Source organism: Thiomicrorhabdus chilensis DSM 12352 (assembly GCF_000483485.1).
In the GTDB taxonomy this organism is placed as follows: Bacteria; Pseudomonadota; Gammaproteobacteria; order Thiomicrospirales; family Thiomicrospiraceae; genus Thiomicrorhabdus; species Thiomicrorhabdus chilensis.
In genome coordinates, this window is record NZ_KI519609.1 from 1,424,698 (window position 1) to 1,439,761 (window position 15,064).

Consider the following 15,064-nt stretch of genomic DNA (forward strand, 5'->3'; position numbering starts at 1 on the left):
CTCCATTAACAGAATTGATCAAAACATGAGCGCATTGACAAACCTATTGGCCTTAGACTCCATCAAACTCAAAGGAAACCGCTCTTACTGGGCGAGCCTCAATCCTTCCGAGCAATCTTTAGTCATCGCCAATCAAAGTCAAAAATCAGCAGGCCTGGTCGTCGTCGTCACAGCCGACACTCAGGAAGCCAACCGTTTAATGGATGAATTGCGTTTCTTCACACAAGACCAACAAACCCTATTGTCGTTCCCAGAATGGGAAACCCTGCCTTACGATCAATTCTCGCCACATCAGGATATCATCTCCGAACGATTAAAAACCCTCTATCAATTGCCGGATACCCAAAAAGGCATTCTGGTTGTGCCGGTCTCAACCCTGATTCAGCGTGTTGTCCCGTACGATTACATCCAGAAGTTTACCTTTCTGCTCTCCAACGGCGAACGCATCAAGATCCAGAGTTTTGCACAAAAACTCGAATCTGGCGGTTATCAGCGTGTCAGTCAAGTGATGGAACATGGCGAATTTGCAATTCGTGGTTCCATTATCGACCTCTACCCGATGGGAAGCAAAATACCTTTCCGCATCGACCTGTTTGACGAAGAGATCGAATCGATCCGCAGTTTCGATCCGGAAACCCAACGTTCAATTGAGCAAATCGAACGCATACAGTTGCTGCCGGCCAAAGAGTACGACTTCACCACCGAAGGCATCGATCTATTCCGTCAAAAGTTCCGTCAGTTTTTTGGCGACGACAGCCGCAATTGTCAGCTCTACCGGGCGGTCAGTGACGCCAGCACCACCGGCGGACTTGAATATTACCTACCCCTGTTTCATGAAAGTCTGACTTCTCTGTTTGACTACCTGCCAGACAACACCCTGTTTTTTGATTTCGACCAGACCGAAGAGAGCATTGACAAGGTGCATGAGGCATACCAGGAACGTTATCAGATCGGCCAGCACAACCCCGATTTCCCAATCCTCAAGCCGAACGAGCTGATTCTTTCCAAAACCGATTTCATGGGCGCACTCAAGGCGTTTCACCGCATCAGCCTGCAAAAAGAAAAAACCGCCAAAACCACTACCCTATTCAATACCCAGCAACTGCCGAACTTAAGCGTGCAGAGCGACAGCGAATACCCGCTTGCCAGACTCAACGCTTTTTGCGACCAATATCAAGGACGCATCATTTACAGTGCAGAAAGCACCGGTCGGCGTGAAACCTTATTGTCGCTACTGGGCAAACACAAACAACACCCCGAGATTCTGCATGACTGGAAACAAGCTCTGGAGACTCAAGCCCCCTACAGCATTGTCGTCAGTCCGCTGGAAGACTCTATCCACACCCCTGAACTCAGTCTCATCAGCGAAGCGCAAATTTTCGGACAAACCGTCGTTCAGAAGCGCCGACGCAAACGTAAACACAGCGATTTCGACGCCGCCATCAACAACCTGATTGAGCTCGACATTGGCAGCCCCATCGTGCATATCGACCACGGTGTGGGGCGTTACCAGGGATTGGAAACACTTGAGATTCAAGGGGAATCACGCGAATTCCTGATGATTGAATACGCCGGCGAAGCCAAACTCTATGTGCCGGTCACCTCCCTGCATCTGATCAGCCGTTACACCGGCGCCACGCCTGAAAGTGCCCCCTTACACAAACTCGGTAGCGACAGATGGGAAAAAGCCAAACGCAAAGCGGCTGAAAAAGTGCACGACGTCGCCGCCGAACTGCTTGATATCTACGCCCAGCGTGAAGCGCGTCCCGGCTACGCCTTCAACACGCCCGAAGAAGCCTACCAGCGTTTTGCCTCAAGCTTCCCGTTTGAAGAAACGCCCGATCAGCAACAAGCCATCGAAGCCGTCATCCACGACATGCATGCCAGCCGCCCGATGGACCGTCTGGTTTGTGGTGACGTTGGTTTCGGTAAAACCGAAGTCGCCATGCGTGCCGCCTTCATCGCCGCTTATGACGGCAAACAAGTGGCCATGCTGGTGCCCACCACACTGCTGGCGCAACAACATGTCGAGAACTTCCGCAACCGTTTCGCAGATTGGCCGGTGCGCATCGAAGTATTATCCCGATTCCAGACCGCCAAAGAACAAAAACAGGTACTGGCCGACTTGGAAGAAGGCAAAGTGGATATCATCATCGGAACCCACAAACTGATTCAGAAAGACGTCAAATACGCCAATCTCGGGCTGACCATCATCGACGAAGAACATCGTTTCGGCGTGCGTCAGAAAGAACAATTGAAGAAACTGCGCACCGAGGTCGACGTGCTCACCATGACGGCCACGCCAATCCCCAGAACCCTGAACATGGCGATGAACGACCTTCGCGATCTCTCCATTATCGCCACGGCGCCCGCAAAACGTCTGGCGGTACAGACCTTTGTACAGGAATGGAACGAAGACACAGTACGCGAAGCTTGCTTGCGTGAAATCCGCCGCGGTGGACAAATCTATCTTCTATACAACCAAGTCGACAAGATCGAAAAAATGGTTGAAACCATGCAGAAGCTGATTCCTGAAGCCAAAGTCGATTATGCCCACGGGCAGATGAACGAACGTGAACTGGAAGCGGTCATGGAAAACTTCTACCACCGCCGTTTCAACATATTGGTGTGCACCACCATCATCGAGACCGGGATCGACATTCCCACCGCCAACACCATCCTGATCCACCGGGCCGACAAGTTCGGGCTGGCGCAACTGCACCAGTTACGCGGTCGTGTCGGGCGTTCGCACCACCGAGCCTACGCCTACCTGTTCACCGCCGGTAAAGCCCTGCTTACCGCCGATGCCGAAAAACGTCTCGCCGCCATCGCCAAACACGACACCTTAGGCGCCGGATTTATGCTTGCCAGTCACGACCTGGAAATCCGAGGTGCGGGTGAATTGCTCGGAGACGGACAGTCCGGACAAATCCAGGAGGTGGGCTTCGGACTCTACAGCGAATTGCTGGATCGTGCGGTTAAAGCACTCAAGTCCGGCAAACAACCGGAACTCAACACCACATTGCACACCGGTTCGGAAGTCGACTTGGGCGTACCGGCGCTGATTCCAGAAGACTACCTGCCGGACATTCATACCCGTCTGGTATTTTACAAACGCATTGCCAGCGCCGATTCCGAACACGCCCTGCGTGAATTGGAAGTGGAGATGATTGACCGTTTCGGACTACTGCCTCAAACGGTCAAAAACCTGTTTGCCGTGACCCAGATCAAACTGGTGATTGAACCGATCGGCATCATCAAACTGGACGCCTCGGAGGCGATGGTGCGGGTGCAGTTCAACCAACAGCCCGATATCGACCCGCTCAAACTGATTCAGCTCATACAGGCCTACCCGAAGAACTACCAACTAAAAGGCCAGACCGAGTTGAAGTTTTTCGATACAATGCCCGATATGGAATCAAGAATCGCCGCCATTGAACTGATTATCAAATCCATAAAAAACGACTGAATCGATCATGAATTTCAACTTTTCAAAACCAGCAGGCCTGCTCAGAATGTTTAACTTTTTGCCACTTTTTGCCACTGCGGCCTTGTCGGCCTTTGTATTCTCCGTTGCCAGCCTATTTTCAAGTGCGCAAGCCAACGAGGAAAACCCGAATTACACCATCGAAGTCATCGTGTTTGAAACCTTTGCGCTCAGAAGCTGGACCGAAGAGTATTGGCCGGAAACCTTCGAATTGCCCGATTACGAAACCGCATTACCCTTGCAAGACATTTTGAACGGCAGTCTGACAACGCCAGTGACCCAAACCATGAAACTCAAAGCGCAACCCGATGGACTCACCTCCGAAGCGGCCAAACTCACACCCAAAAAAGGCTATCGAATCCTGTTTCACCAAGCTTGGTCGCAGGATACCGGAGCCGATGAAACCATGCCCAAGTTGCTGATTGATAATGCCGAACAAACCGGCTCGGCTTCGCATGTTTCCGGCACGGTCAAACTCTATAAAAGCCGTTACGCTCACGTCGAGTTTGACCTGGAATTCGAACGCCGTATCCCGGATCGTGTCAAAGCCGATTTCATGCAGCATCAGAAAATCACGGCCGACGAATTGACCCCTGATTACTGGCGTTTTAAACTCAAAGAATCCCGTAAGATCCGCCCCAACCAACTCCACTACATCGACCACCCGATGTTCGGCATACTGGTACAGATTCGCTATAACGGCTAAAACTCAGCCCATAAAAAACACACTAACAAACACTGAAATACCCTCAATAGCACAACACTTTTTAATTAGACATCATTAAGGTTTAAATATTATACAGTGCATGGGTCGCGCCGGTGGAATGGTAGGTGGTTCCGCAGGCAGCATGGCCAGCAATGCTGGAGGACGAGTTGCAGAGGCGGGCGCGCGTAGTGCCGTAGGAGGCTTGGCTGGCGCTGGGTCTGGAGCCAAGGCCGGTTGGAAGGGATCAAGTGGTGGTCTCCTCGGCAAATCTGTCAGTGCAGGCTATGGAGCGATCACCGGTGGAGGAACAGGCATTGGCTCAACCTTCCGTGGAAGGGGTGGAGAGTTTTCTAAAAAACCCCCTGCCATTGGCACAGGAATGCGGCTAGGTGACTCTATGAAGCAAGCCAGAAATGCCGTTTCCCTTAAATCCCAAGGCTCTAAAGGTTCTCAAGGCAAAGACGCATTGTTAAAAGTGCCCTCTAAAAGCGATTTTATGAATAGCGCCCACAGCCAATAGAGCCAGGGCCGCAAATTAGGAACGATGAAAAACCTGTAATCACAGGTTTTTTTATGCCTGGTGAAACCTTATTATGAGTGAACTTTTAAAAACTCAAATTAATTAAAGGAGTATTCAATGGATACTAAAGTGAAACAGAACCAAAAAAGGGATTATGCTGGCCATGGAGCCTTGTCGTTCTTCTTTTTTATACCGGCGGCAGGCATCTTGTATATTTGGCCCGAAGCAATAATTTCTCCTTACATTTTATTGTTTTTTGCGGCGCTCACGGCGCTTGCTTTCAGCCCTTTCCCTGTAAATTGGTGGAGGATTCTGCTTTTTACCATCACTAAGACTGGCATCCTCTGGGCCTCTCTTTACTTTTCATCCGGCATTGTAACGCCCGAAAAAAACCCGATGACTTGGATTTTTGGTGCCTTCCTCTTTAACATAGGTTTATCTCTTTTGTTTGTAAAAATTATAGAGATATCAGTCGAGGGTTATACAGTTTATCCAAAACAAGAAACGTATAGCCAAAAACAACCAATCCCAGCAGGCAATGGTCAACCTTCTCAGGAAGGCGAACTGTTACCGGCCAATGAGTTTCCAGCCAGACTGCCGCGCTTTACTTTTAAAGACGTTCACGGCATGGAGAACATGAAAGGTGAACTTTCTAAAACAGTAAACTTCTTTAAGGAAGAGGGTGGCAATGGTATTTTGTTATTTGGTGCGCCCGGTAATGGAAAAACCTTTGTGGCGGAATCCTTAGCCGGTGAGCTTGGAGTCAAGATCCTGGAAGCCAGAACGCAAGAACTGACTTCTAAATGGATTGGTGACACCACGGAGAAAATCAAACGGATTTTCGAAGCGGCCCAAGCTCAAGCGCCATGTGTTCTTTTCTTGGACGAGATTGATTCGTTTTTGCAAGACCGTGGTGACAGCGGGATGAACCAAGACCAGAATCAATCTGCCAACACCTTGTTGACCGCGATCGCGGAACTCAATAGAGGGTACAAGGAACACGGCATTCTCATCGTGGCGGCCACCAACTTCATCGATAAACTCGATGGAGCCGGTATTCGTGAAGGTCGCTTTGATAAGAAGATTGAAGTTTACTCACCTGATTTCGAGGCGCGTAAGTTCATCTTACTTGATGGCGTACTGGGTTACCCTGTCGATGAAAAAATGGTTGAACAGGTTGTGGCTCGATGGGAAGGTTTTTCGGTTTCTCGTATGCGGGCAATCGCCAAGATTGCGAAACGCTTCGCTCGAGAAGAAAACCGAACCATCGACATTGACTTGCTTAGCCGCGCTTTACGAGAGGTTCAAGGCAGGTTGGGAGACCAACTTTCTGAGAACACAATAGGCCTAAACGACCTATCCTTCAATAAGTTTCAAAAGGAGGCTCTGGATGTCATTCTCGAGATTATGCGAGATCGGCACCGCATCGAGGCTTCTGGTGGTAAGGTTCCTAAAGGTATGCTCATGTTTGGGGCACCCGGTACCGGAAAGACAACCGTGGCTAAGGCTTTGGCTAAGGAATTGGGATGGGCTTTCATTTCCACTTCAGGGCAAGAGCTTTTATCATCACCTTCACAAATCGATGTGGTCATCAAAAAAGCGGCTGACTTAAGGCCTGCCGTGATTTTTATTGATGAGGCTGAGGGGGTGTTGGCAGACCGCCAGCTCAACCCTCACACCAAAGAGATCACCAACAAGTTACTCGTGGCGATCGATGGTGAAAAGCCGTTGCACGACATCTTCATTGTCGCGGCAACCAATCACCCTGACGATATTGATCCGGCGATGGTTAGGTATGGCCGGTTGAGCCAGCACATGGATTTAACGCCAGATGCCGGCACAATCAAGTCAATCGTCCAAAACTTCATGAATGAGTGTGCGGAGCATGTCCAATTTATTGGGGATGTGGATGCATTGTCTGAAAGGTTAATTGAAAGACGTTATTACAACGCTGACACCATTGGCTGTTTAAGCGATAGCGTCACTTACGCCACCGTTAAACAAGGTAACAATACCGAAAAAGTCACCGTTGATTTAAATCGTTTACCCTAAACATGGTATTAAATCGCTTTTTAACTCAATTTGCAGCTTTTTAAAATGTAGGGCGGAGCCAGTGACAATCGGTTAAAAAAATGTCATGCCACCAATCACAAATGGACAGGCCTGTTGGTTTTCAAATACGGCTTCAACAAAACCTAGCGGCTTACGCTTAAGTTTTAACGCAACTGACAGCGATACACATCAAACACCATCTGACCTTGTTTGACCGGAGCGCGCGGCACGATGGTGTCGCCGCCCATCAAAGCGGCTTCGTTTTTAGCCAAGTCGGTCAATTCCTGGGTCATGGTTTCGGCGTCGCGCTCAATAAAACCGATCTTATGCGCCACCAAAGAACGTGTAAAACCCAATTTGCTGCAATGGGCGACTGAATCATAATCACTCACCGCCACCAAAGCTCCCTGCTGACTAACCTTAACCCAGCTGCACCCTGCCAAACTCAAGAGCAGTAACAACCAACCAACACTCCATAACATTTTCATATTCAACTCTCCCAGCAAATCAACACAAACCTCATTGCTTTACATATTTTTAAACACAGCGGCCGTTCAGCCGTACAATAAGGCCAATTAAATTTGAAAACCATTTAAACACGGGTCACCGAAACAATGCAAAACACAGCAGCCAAACCTTATGCCCCTTCCAGCGAAGAAAACAAAGAGGTAATTCTAAAGGTTCTCAGCCCTCTGTTCGCCAATAAGCACAGTGTTTTGGAAATCGGCAGCGGCACCGGCCAACATGCGGTCTATTTGGCGCAACAGATGCCGCATCTGCAATGGCAAACTTCCGACTTACCGGAAAACCATGACGGTATCCGTTTGTGGATAAAGGACTCGGGACTGCAGAATGTCGCGGAACCAATCGAATTGAATGTCTCCGCACGGCAGTGGCCAAACTGCCAATATGACGCCATCTTCACCGCCAACAGTTTCCACATCATGAGCCAGGAGAATGTCAGCGATCTGTTTGCACACATCGCCCAACAACTCAAGCCGCAAGGGCTCTTGGTAGTCTATGGACCTTTTAATTTCAAAGGCGAATTCACCAGTCCGAGCAATCAGCAGTTTGATGCTTTCCTCAAAAACCGCGACCCCAAAAGTGGCATCAAAGATTTTGAGTGGCTCAATGAACTGGCGACTGTGGCAGGACTGATGTTCAAGCAGGACTTCGCCATGCCGCAAAACAATCGTATTTTGTGCTGGCAAAAACTCTAGGGAAAAGAAACTACCCTATCAAAAGCGCCAGTTCATTGTCAGGGAAGCGAAGTGAAAGCTCTCTTCCGGTTGTTTTTTATAAATCTGACCGACCGCATTGCCACTTAAGGTGAGGGCAAACTCACGAAACGTCACTCCCATGCCATATTCCACCAACGGAATCCAATGGTAACGGCTCAACAGACGTTCGTCCTCGCCAAATAGGCGCCCATCCAACAAAGCGGTATAGCCCAGATAGCTCATGCCAAGACTGCCGTAATAGAAATAGCCCAGAGAGGAACCTGTCGGTGCCGCATAATTGATGTCGTTATATAAAAAAACCGGTTCGCTGTTGACCTGCTTGATCAAACCCGCGCCCCAAAATCCCTGCGTGGTTGGGCTGCCCAACTTCAACCAGGCCGATTGGTAGAGAGCCCAATCCTGCCAATATGCCTCGGTTTTTCTCACACTGGCGCCCAGCATCACGGTCGGCTGGTCAGGCAGTTGGTGATCCCAGCCGTCCACCAAGTCGTTACCAATCAACTGATGGAGTTCGTTTTGCAAAGGCTTTCCCGGACTGTTCGGCCCCAGCCAACCGACACTCAGATCCAGCCCCATCTGCACATCCCGATTTACATAGAATCGCCTCAAATCAACATGCGTCCAGGCTTCATTCAGCACCGCCACCGGCTTTTTACGATTGCCTTGAACACGAGTCAAGGTAAAGGCTTCCACCGCCACCTCCAACTGATCGCTGTGCGGTTTCAATTCGGCAATCCTGTACAACATCGCATCCAGGCCGCCAAATACCGCCTCGCCACTGTCCGAAGTGTCTGCCGTGAACTTAAACTTAAAGCCGCCGGTATACTCCCTGTCGGTACCGAAAAGCACATCGTTATCCACGTGCAAGGTGAACACAAGCGGTGCGGCAGAAAGCCTAACCGCAAAAAACATTGCCAGCACACCCAATAGAGCAGACAGTACGCTCGTGCGAATCTTGAGCATTCGCTTAGAACGCCAAACGATCTTCAAATTTTTCCAACGCCTTCACCACACAGGCTTCATCTTTTTCGCCGCCCGGGGCACCGCTCACACCAATCGCACCGATGCGTACCCCTCCGCTGACAATCGGCACCGCACCGACCATCATCAACACACCGTTCACATGGTTCAGTTCCGGACGAATATCCCCGCGCATTTCACGGAATTGCCCGGATTTCAGGCCCGACATGATGGTGGCATTGGCTTTTTCCTCGGCAATCTGCAAGGTGAATTTCGAAGCGAAATCGTTACGCAAGGCCACCCGCTGATTGCCATGCTTGTCGACTACGACCGCACTGACGGAAAACCCAGCTTCGCGACACGCATTTACCGCTTCGCTGGCAATATCCATGGCCAGATCCATGCCGATGTTTTTCTCTTCCAATACATCGGTCGCATTTGCGGACAAGGCCAAACAGCTCAACACCAGCAGACCGGTTTTTTTCAACATCTTCATCTTTGAATTCTCCATGTTTAGGGTCAGCTATCATTTTAGAACAGTGATTCTATTTGTCGAGAAACGATTTTAAATTATGTTTAAAATAGCTTTATTGTCACAGCTCTAGGCATCTCACTATGAACACTCAACTGTACCCTATCTGCCAACTTGGCAATGGCCAGATCTCCGTCATGCCCAAACCCGATCATGAACAGATGCAACGTGATGTCAGTCACTACCGTGCCCGAGGTGTCACCAAGGTCATCAGTTTGCTGTTGCCCAAAGAGATTGAAGAGCTGAAGATGCATCAGGAACCCGCCGTATGCGAAGCGCATCAGATTGAATTCATCAACTTTGCCATCAAGGACATGTCGGTTCCGGAACTGCAGAGCCTGAAGGCCTTGAATGCGCAATTGAAACTAGACCTGGAAAAAGGCCATCATTTGGCGATACACTGCCATGGTGGACGAGGGCGCGCCGGCATTGTCGCCATCAGCCTGATGGTGGAACACGGCATCCCGGCTGAACAGGCCATTGAAATCGCCTCCAAAGCCCGCGGAGACAGAATGCCGGTCAACGATTTTCAGACTGAATTCGTCAAAGCCTATCGACCTTGACGGGCTGGCCATCCAAAACAGACAGGCCTGCCCGTTTTGCCATGACCCTATTTTTTATCCCTGTATTTGACTTGCCTGTGCGTGTTAATATACCTGCTAACTGTAATACACATTACACAAACGACCCCATCACTGTAAGAGGTTTATTATGCAACAGACTTATCCGCATTTGTTTTCCCCCCTCAAACTCGGCACTATTGAGCTGCCTAACCGCATCATCATGGCACCTCTGACCCGCGCAAGATCGGGGGAAGACCATATTCCAACCGACCTGATGGCCGAACATTATGCGCAACGCGCCAGCGGTGGCTTGATTATCGCGGAAGCGACCATGGCCATGGAAGGCTGCAGCGCCTTCTGGAAAGAGCCCGGAATCTATTCCGAAGCACAAATCGCCGGTTGGAAAAAAGTCACCGACGCCGTGCATGCCAAAGGCGGCCGTATTGTTTTGCAGATTTGGCATGGCGGTCGCGCCTGCCATCCCGCGCTCAATAATGGCAAACAGCCGGTTGCACCCAGCGCCATCGCTATAAAAGATGAAGTGCACACGCCGCAAGGCAAACAACCATACACTGTACCTCACGCCCTCACTTTGGCAGAGATTCCTGGCATCATAGAAGGCTTTAAACAAGCGGCCATCAACGCCAAAGCCGCTGGATTTGACGGCGTGGAAGTCCATGGTGCCAACGGCTATCTTCTGGATCAATTTCTGCGCGAAAGCAGCAACCAGCGTACCGACACCTATGGTGGCTCAATCGAAAATCGCGCCCGCCTGTTATTGGAAGTGCTGACTGCCGTATGCGAGGTTTGGGGCAGTGATCGTGTCGGACTGCGCATTTCGCCGGTCAACAGCTTCAACAGCATGAAAGATGGCGATCCGCTGGCTTTGAGCCGCTGGTTGAGCGAAAAACTGAATGACTATAATTTGGCTTACCTGCATGTCATGCGCAGCGACTTTTTCGGGGAGCAGAAAGAGGACGTGCTGTCGGTGTGTGAAGAATTCTATCAAGGCAACCTGATTGCCAATATGGGCTATAGCGCCGAAGAAGCCGAAGCGGCCATTGCCAACGGTGATGTCGAAGCGGTAGCATTTGGCGTGAGTTACCTGGCCAATCCAGATTTGCCGGAACGCTTCAAGGCGGGTGCTGCTTTGAATGATCCAGATCCGGACACTTTCTATACCGAAGGGCCACAAGGTTACACCGACTATCCGTTTATGGAAAAATAACCCCTTCCTGCAAGGCACCTTTCTCAAAATGAACAGGCCTGCTCATTTTGAGAATCTCTCGATCATTAATCATTACCCCACAATGACTAATGATCCCTCACACCCTTAACCAACAAATACAGAGCAAAGGCTAGCTCGGCAAGCAATGGAATCAGATAAAGCGGCTCCATTAGCCCCGCATAATCCGGAAACACAAATCGCGTAAAACTGCCCGCCAAATACACCAATGCCGCCGCAATCAGCCCATAACCGAAAAACGTGGGAAAATAATCGGCACGAATCAAAAGATAACCCAGAATCAAATTGGAAAGCCCAAAGAAAATCAAGCCCAGATCGTAACCGTGGCTGTGCAGATCCAGAAACAAAGACGCCAAAACCTGCAATTGATTCAATTCCAAACCATTCAGATAGACTGTGCCGTTCATCAGCAAGGCGGCCGCATAATAATTGAGCAGGTTAAAGCCCAGAATCGAGGCCTGTGTCAGCCTGAACGCCGCCGCAATCAAAGCCAACGTTTGGTTGACCGGTTTAAGCAACACATAAAAAAGCACCGCAATCGCCACGTCACTTAACAGCATGATTGCATCGGCCACAAACCCCAGTCGAAACAGCCCGTCCGATTCCAGAATATTTGCCGCAGTGGCCGCGGCATCCCCATCAACGATCAAGCCGGAACGGATAAAGACTTCGCTGCCGATACCACAGACGATGATCACCAGATACAGAAACCCCGCCAATCGGGCCTGTCCCAAGGAAGGGATAATTGCATGGTTAGCTGACATTTCAATTCCCTCCAAATGCTTGGCCGTTGTACTAAAATAGAATTTACTCCGGTTCGAACGAACAAATCCAAAACCGCCAAACCACACCAACAATTATATAAAAAATTATTTAAAAACAACAAACTATATATCGCTCAGGAAAACCGGCACAATTTTTACAAAAGGCATGAGCATGAACCACCTTGCACCAGACGTTACACTTGCAAACATCAAAGCCCTCCTGCTTGACCTGAGTGGTGTCTTATACGAGGGAGAACAACGCCTTCCCGGAGCCGACAGCACTTTGCAATGGTTGCGAAACCAGGGTTACACCCTTCGATTCGTTACCAATACGGCCAGCGAATCACGGCGCCAAATACTTTCCAAACTAAAACAAATGGGATTGAGAGTCGAGGCATCCGAACTTTTTAGCGCTCCGCAGGCGGCCAAAAACTATCTGCTTAACCACCAAATGCGGCCCTTTTGCATTCTCCATCCAAACCTCAAAGAGGAGTTTCTTGAGCTCTGCAGCGACAGCCCAAATTGCGTATTGCTCGGCGACGCCCAGGACGACTTGAACTACGCCAACCTCAACCAGGCCTTTCGCCTGCTGGAACAAGGCATGCCGTTTTTCGGCATCGGCAAAAACAAATACTTCATGAACCACGACGGCCTCAAATTAGACGCCGGGGCTTTCATTCATGCTCTCGAATGGGCGAGTGGAACCGAAGCGGTGATTTTAGGCAAACCCGATGCCCACTTTTTTGCCGAAGCCGTGCGCTCCACCGGCCTGCAGAAGCATCAATGCCTCATGGTCGGTGACGACGTCGAAAGCGATGTGCAAGGTGCCATCCAAGCCGGTCTTCAAGCTTGCCTGGTCAAGACTGGAAAGTTCAAAAACACAGACCTGCAGAAGTTGCCTCAACAAGCACGGTTAATCGAAACGATCAAGGCTCTGCCAGACCTGCTTTCGGATTCATGACTCTCTATTCTTAATACTTCAAAATGGGCAGGCCTGACCATTTTTTACAAAAAGCAAAAAGCTTCCTACCCCTTAACCAGTGCGGTGACGGTCAAACACAGCCACAATTATGCTAAGATTGCCTTTTTCACTAAAAAGGACGACAGCAATGTCACAAAACTATACCACCACGCCAGACATCGTCAGTTATGGCTTAGGTCGTCAAGTAGGCGATCAATTTGCCTCAGACCCGTTTGACGGCATCAATGCCGAGGCCATTGCCGCCGGTGTCATGGATGCTTTGGGAGGCAAGCCCAGCCCGATCGACCAGGAAACCTTTACCAAAGCCTTTCAGGAAATCAACGACATCATGCAGGTCAAGGCCGCTGAGAAAGCTCAGAAAGCCGCCGAAGCAGGCGAAGCCTTTTTAGCCGAAAACGCTAAAAAAGAAGGCGTTATCGTGACCGAATCCGGTCTGCAGTATGAAATCCTGACCGAAGGCAGCGGTGACAAGCCTGGTGCCGAATCAGTCGTCTCGACACACTACCACGGCACCCTGGTCGACGGCACGGTTTTCGACAGTTCAGTCGAACGCGGCCAACCGGCACAATTTCCGGTCAATCGTGTGATTGCTGGCTGGACCGAAGCCCTGCAAATGATGCCGACCGGCTCAAAATGGCGCCTCTATGTGCCGCAAGAACTGGCCTATGGTGCACAAGGTTCCGGCGGTAAAATCGCCCCCTATTCCGCTTTAATCTTTGATGTGGAACTGCTGGAAATTCTTTCTTAAAAAAACAAAACCCGCTTAAGGCGGGTTTTTTATGACTTGCGCATTTTAGCCCTCGCCACAATAGAGCAGGCCTGCTCTTTTTAAGATTTCATGGCTTTGATATTCGGCGTGTTTTTCTGCTAACCGGTAAAGGCTTCCTTTGAAGTTAGATACGCCTTTTCCTCGGCACGGCTTGTCCTGCCCAAAAGCGCATTGCGATGCGGAAATCGACCAAAACGGCGAATAATCTCGCGATGATGGCGGGCAAAACGCGCATTACCTTCCAGTCCAGTGGCCTCGAACAAATGCACTGACTCATCCTGATCCGCCAGTTTTTCACTGTGCATCAACGGCATATACAAAAAAGCGCGCCGCTCTACAGGCAACTGCTCATCTAATCCATTGCTCACAGCATATCGACACACCTCTACTGCTTTTTGTTCAGTGGCAAAACTTTTAGCCTCACCGCGAAACATATTCAACGGAAACTGATCAAGCACAATACACAAAGCCAAACAGCCTTCCGCCGTCCGTTGCCAGGCATCCAACTCACCTTGTAAGGCTTGTTCCCACAGCCTTTCAAAACGATTGCGAATCAATCCGTCAATCTCGGGCGTTGAACTAAACCAATGTTCCGACATCGGTGGCGTGTACCAAAATTCGATGATTTCACTGACACGGGTCATGATGCCTCCTTCAAGCCGGGGACTTGAAATTTGCCGGCAGGCCACAATCTAACAGTCTGATCCAGGACTTTTCCGTTATGCCGATCTGCTCGGCAGCCTCATAAAATTCGCGGCACTGGCTGGCATCAGGCTGGTCGGATCGCGCTAAAATCCACGCGTAATCCAGGCTCGGGCCAATCACCAGCACCATGCTGTAATCCTCTGCCAATTTTGCGATGTTATAACCACCATAAAAAGGCCCAAAAAACGAGACCTTCAAACGTCCAACGGTTTCGTCCTCCACAAAATAGGCTTTGCCTTCGGCTTGCTTGACTTTACCGCTCTGGGCGTCGATGCCACGGTTTATGACGCGTACACCGCCGTCTTCACGCATCGAATAGGTAGCCGTCACCTGAAGCAGATTGCGCTCGAAACTGTGGTCCAAACGCGCCACTTCATGCCACTGACCCAAATAACGCGGCAATTCAAACCCGCTCACCGGCTCTACTTTATCCGGCACATTCGTACAGCCCAGCTGCATCATCAACACACTGAACAGGCCTGCCCATTTTATAATTCGCATCACGCTTCCTTTTAATTCATCTTGCATTGGTTCACG

General features: G+C 50.0%; 15 protein-coding genes. 9 read left to right on the forward strand and 6 right to left on the reverse strand.

Going from position 1 to position 15,064, the window contains the following annotated elements; genetic code table 11:
• Positions 1–25: 25 nt before the first annotated feature.
• The 4 genes from mfd (at position 26) to B076_RS13020 (ending at position 6,765) form a co-directional block, all read left to right on the forward strand.
• On the forward strand, positions 26–3,469 hold the full coding sequence (gene mfd, locus B076_RS0106845; protein WP_028486657.1) for a transcription-repair coupling factor: 3,444 nt from the start codon (positions 26–28) through the stop codon (positions 3,467–3,469).
• A gap of 7 nt (positions 3,470–3,476) precedes the next feature.
• Entirely contained in the window at positions 3,477–4,193 is a 717-nt protein-coding gene (locus B076_RS0106850) for a CsiV family protein (protein WP_051347231.1), read from the forward strand.
• A gap of 100 nt (positions 4,194–4,293) precedes the next feature.
• On the forward strand, positions 4,294–4,713 hold the full coding sequence (locus B076_RS0106855) for a hypothetical protein (protein ID WP_028486659.1): 420 nt from the start codon (positions 4,294–4,296) through the stop codon (positions 4,711–4,713).
• A gap of 129 nt (positions 4,714–4,842) precedes the next feature.
• Positions 4,843–6,765, forward strand: a complete 1,923-nt coding sequence (locus tag B076_RS13020) for an AAA family ATPase (protein WP_169721410.1) — start codon at positions 4,843–4,845, stop codon at positions 6,763–6,765.
• A gap of 164 nt (positions 6,766–6,929) precedes the next feature.
• Here B076_RS13020 and B076_RS0106865 read toward each other — a convergent pair whose 3' ends face one another.
• Positions 6,930–7,253 carry a DUF4156 domain-containing protein gene (locus B076_RS0106865; RefSeq protein ID WP_028486660.1) on the reverse strand — a complete coding sequence of 108 codons (324 nt, stop codon included), beginning with the start codon at positions 7,251–7,253 and terminating at the stop codon, positions 6,930–6,932.
• A gap of 126 nt (positions 7,254–7,379) precedes the next feature.
• On the opposite strand from B076_RS0106865, the gene B076_RS0106870 reads away from it, so the two are divergent.
• Entirely contained in the window at positions 7,380–7,985 is a 606-nt protein-coding gene (locus B076_RS0106870; RefSeq protein ID WP_028486661.1) for a DUF938 domain-containing protein, read from the forward strand.
• Between the two features lie 18 nt (positions 7,986–8,003).
• Here the strand turns inward: B076_RS0106870 and B076_RS0106875 are convergent, their stop codons facing one another.
• Both B076_RS0106875 and B076_RS0106880 read right to left on the reverse strand, forming a co-directional pair.
• The gene (locus B076_RS0106875) at positions 8,004–8,996 is read right to left on the reverse strand and encodes a lipid A-modifier LpxR family protein (protein ID WP_169721411.1); all 993 of its coding nucleotides are present in this window, start codon (positions 8,994–8,996) and stop codon (positions 8,004–8,006) included.
• The gene (locus B076_RS0106880) at positions 8,974–9,462 is read right to left on the reverse strand and encodes a GlcG/HbpS family heme-binding protein (RefSeq protein ID WP_051347233.1); all 489 of its coding nucleotides are present in this window, start codon (positions 9,460–9,462) and stop codon (positions 8,974–8,976) included. The genes B076_RS0106875 and B076_RS0106880 overlap by 23 nt, the downstream gene beginning before the upstream one ends.
• A 119-nt stretch (positions 9,463–9,581) precedes the next feature.
• On the opposite strand from B076_RS0106880, the gene B076_RS0106885 reads away from it, so the two are divergent.
• Positions 9,582–10,061: a protein-tyrosine phosphatase family protein gene (locus B076_RS0106885; RefSeq protein WP_028486664.1), complete on the forward strand. Its 480-nt coding sequence runs from the start codon at positions 9,582–9,584 to the stop codon at positions 10,059–10,061.
• Positions 10,062–10,209: 148 nt separating this feature from the next.
• Complete coding sequence (locus B076_RS0106890; RefSeq protein ID WP_028486665.1) at positions 10,210–11,289, forward strand: alkene reductase; 1,080 nt, start codon at positions 10,210–10,212, stop codon at positions 11,287–11,289.
• Positions 11,290–11,375: 86 nt separating this feature from the next.
• Here B076_RS0106890 and B076_RS0106895 read toward each other — a convergent pair whose 3' ends face one another.
• Positions 11,376–12,071, reverse strand: coding sequence for a DUF4386 domain-containing protein (locus B076_RS0106895; RefSeq protein WP_038150469.1), 696 nt, complete (start codon positions 12,069–12,071; stop codon positions 11,376–11,378).
• Between the two features lie 172 nt (positions 12,072–12,243).
• Between B076_RS0106895 and B076_RS0106900 the strand changes: the two genes are divergently transcribed.
• Together B076_RS0106900 and B076_RS0106905 are read left to right on the forward strand one after the other, a co-directional pair.
• Positions 12,244–13,032 carry a TIGR01458 family HAD-type hydrolase gene (locus B076_RS0106900; protein ID WP_038150470.1) on the forward strand — a complete coding sequence of 263 codons (789 nt, stop codon included), beginning with the start codon at positions 12,244–12,246 and terminating at the stop codon, positions 13,030–13,032.
• Between the two features lie 148 nt (positions 13,033–13,180).
• Positions 13,181–13,801 (forward strand): FKBP-type peptidyl-prolyl cis-trans isomerase, encoded by a 621-nt coding sequence (locus B076_RS0106905; protein ID WP_028486668.1) that lies wholly within the window; start codon positions 13,181–13,183, stop codon positions 13,799–13,801.
• 119 nt (positions 13,802–13,920) lie between these two features.
• Here B076_RS0106905 and B076_RS0106910 read toward each other — a convergent pair whose 3' ends face one another.
• Positions 13,921–14,466 carry a DUF924 family protein gene (locus tag B076_RS0106910; RefSeq protein WP_028486669.1) on the reverse strand — a complete coding sequence of 182 codons (546 nt, stop codon included), beginning with the start codon at positions 14,464–14,466 and terminating at the stop codon, positions 13,921–13,923.
• Between the two features lie 10 nt (positions 14,467–14,476).
• Positions 14,477–15,028: a lipocalin family protein gene (locus tag B076_RS12350; RefSeq protein WP_051347373.1), complete on the reverse strand. Its 552-nt coding sequence runs from the start codon at positions 15,026–15,028 to the stop codon at positions 14,477–14,479.
• Between the last annotated feature and the right edge of the window lie 36 nt (positions 15,029–15,064).

What these genes read in the sequence shown, in the direction of transcription:
- mfd (WP_028486657.1), top strand. Translation starts at nt 26, where the DNA reads ATGAGCGCATTGACAAACCTATTGGCCTTAGACTCCATCAAACTCAAA.
- B076_RS0106850 (WP_051347231.1), top strand. Translation starts at nt 3,477, where the DNA reads ATGAATTTCAACTTTTCAAAACCAGCAGGCCTGCTCAGAATGTTTAAC.
- B076_RS0106855 (WP_028486659.1), top strand. Translation starts at nt 4,294, where the DNA reads ATGGGTCGCGCCGGTGGAATGGTAGGTGGTTCCGCAGGCAGCATGGCC.
- B076_RS0106865 (WP_028486660.1), bottom strand. Translation starts at nt 7,253, where the DNA reads ATGAAAATGTTATGGAGTGTTGGTTGGTTGTTACTGCTCTTGAGTTTG.
- B076_RS0106870 (WP_028486661.1), top strand. Translation starts at nt 7,380, where the DNA reads ATGCAAAACACAGCAGCCAAACCTTATGCCCCTTCCAGCGAAGAAAAC.
- B076_RS0106880 (WP_051347233.1), bottom strand. Translation starts at nt 9,462, where the DNA reads ATGAAGATGTTGAAAAAAACCGGTCTGCTGGTGTTGAGCTGTTTGGCC.
- B076_RS0106885 (WP_028486664.1), top strand. Translation starts at nt 9,582, where the DNA reads ATGAACACTCAACTGTACCCTATCTGCCAACTTGGCAATGGCCAGATC.
- B076_RS0106890 (WP_028486665.1), top strand. Translation starts at nt 10,210, where the DNA reads ATGCAACAGACTTATCCGCATTTGTTTTCCCCCCTCAAACTCGGCACT.
- B076_RS0106895 (WP_038150469.1), bottom strand. Translation starts at nt 12,071, where the DNA reads ATGTCAGCTAACCATGCAATTATCCCTTCCTTGGGACAGGCCCGATTG.
- B076_RS0106900 (WP_038150470.1), top strand. Translation starts at nt 12,244, where the DNA reads ATGAACCACCTTGCACCAGACGTTACACTTGCAAACATCAAAGCCCTC.
- B076_RS0106905 (WP_028486668.1), top strand. Translation starts at nt 13,181, where the DNA reads ATGTCACAAAACTATACCACCACGCCAGACATCGTCAGTTATGGCTTA.
- B076_RS0106910 (WP_028486669.1), bottom strand. Translation starts at nt 14,466, where the DNA reads ATGACCCGTGTCAGTGAAATCATCGAATTTTGGTACACGCCACCGATG.
- B076_RS12350 (WP_051347373.1), bottom strand. Translation starts at nt 15,028, where the DNA reads ATGCGAATTATAAAATGGGCAGGCCTGTTCAGTGTGTTGATGATGCAG.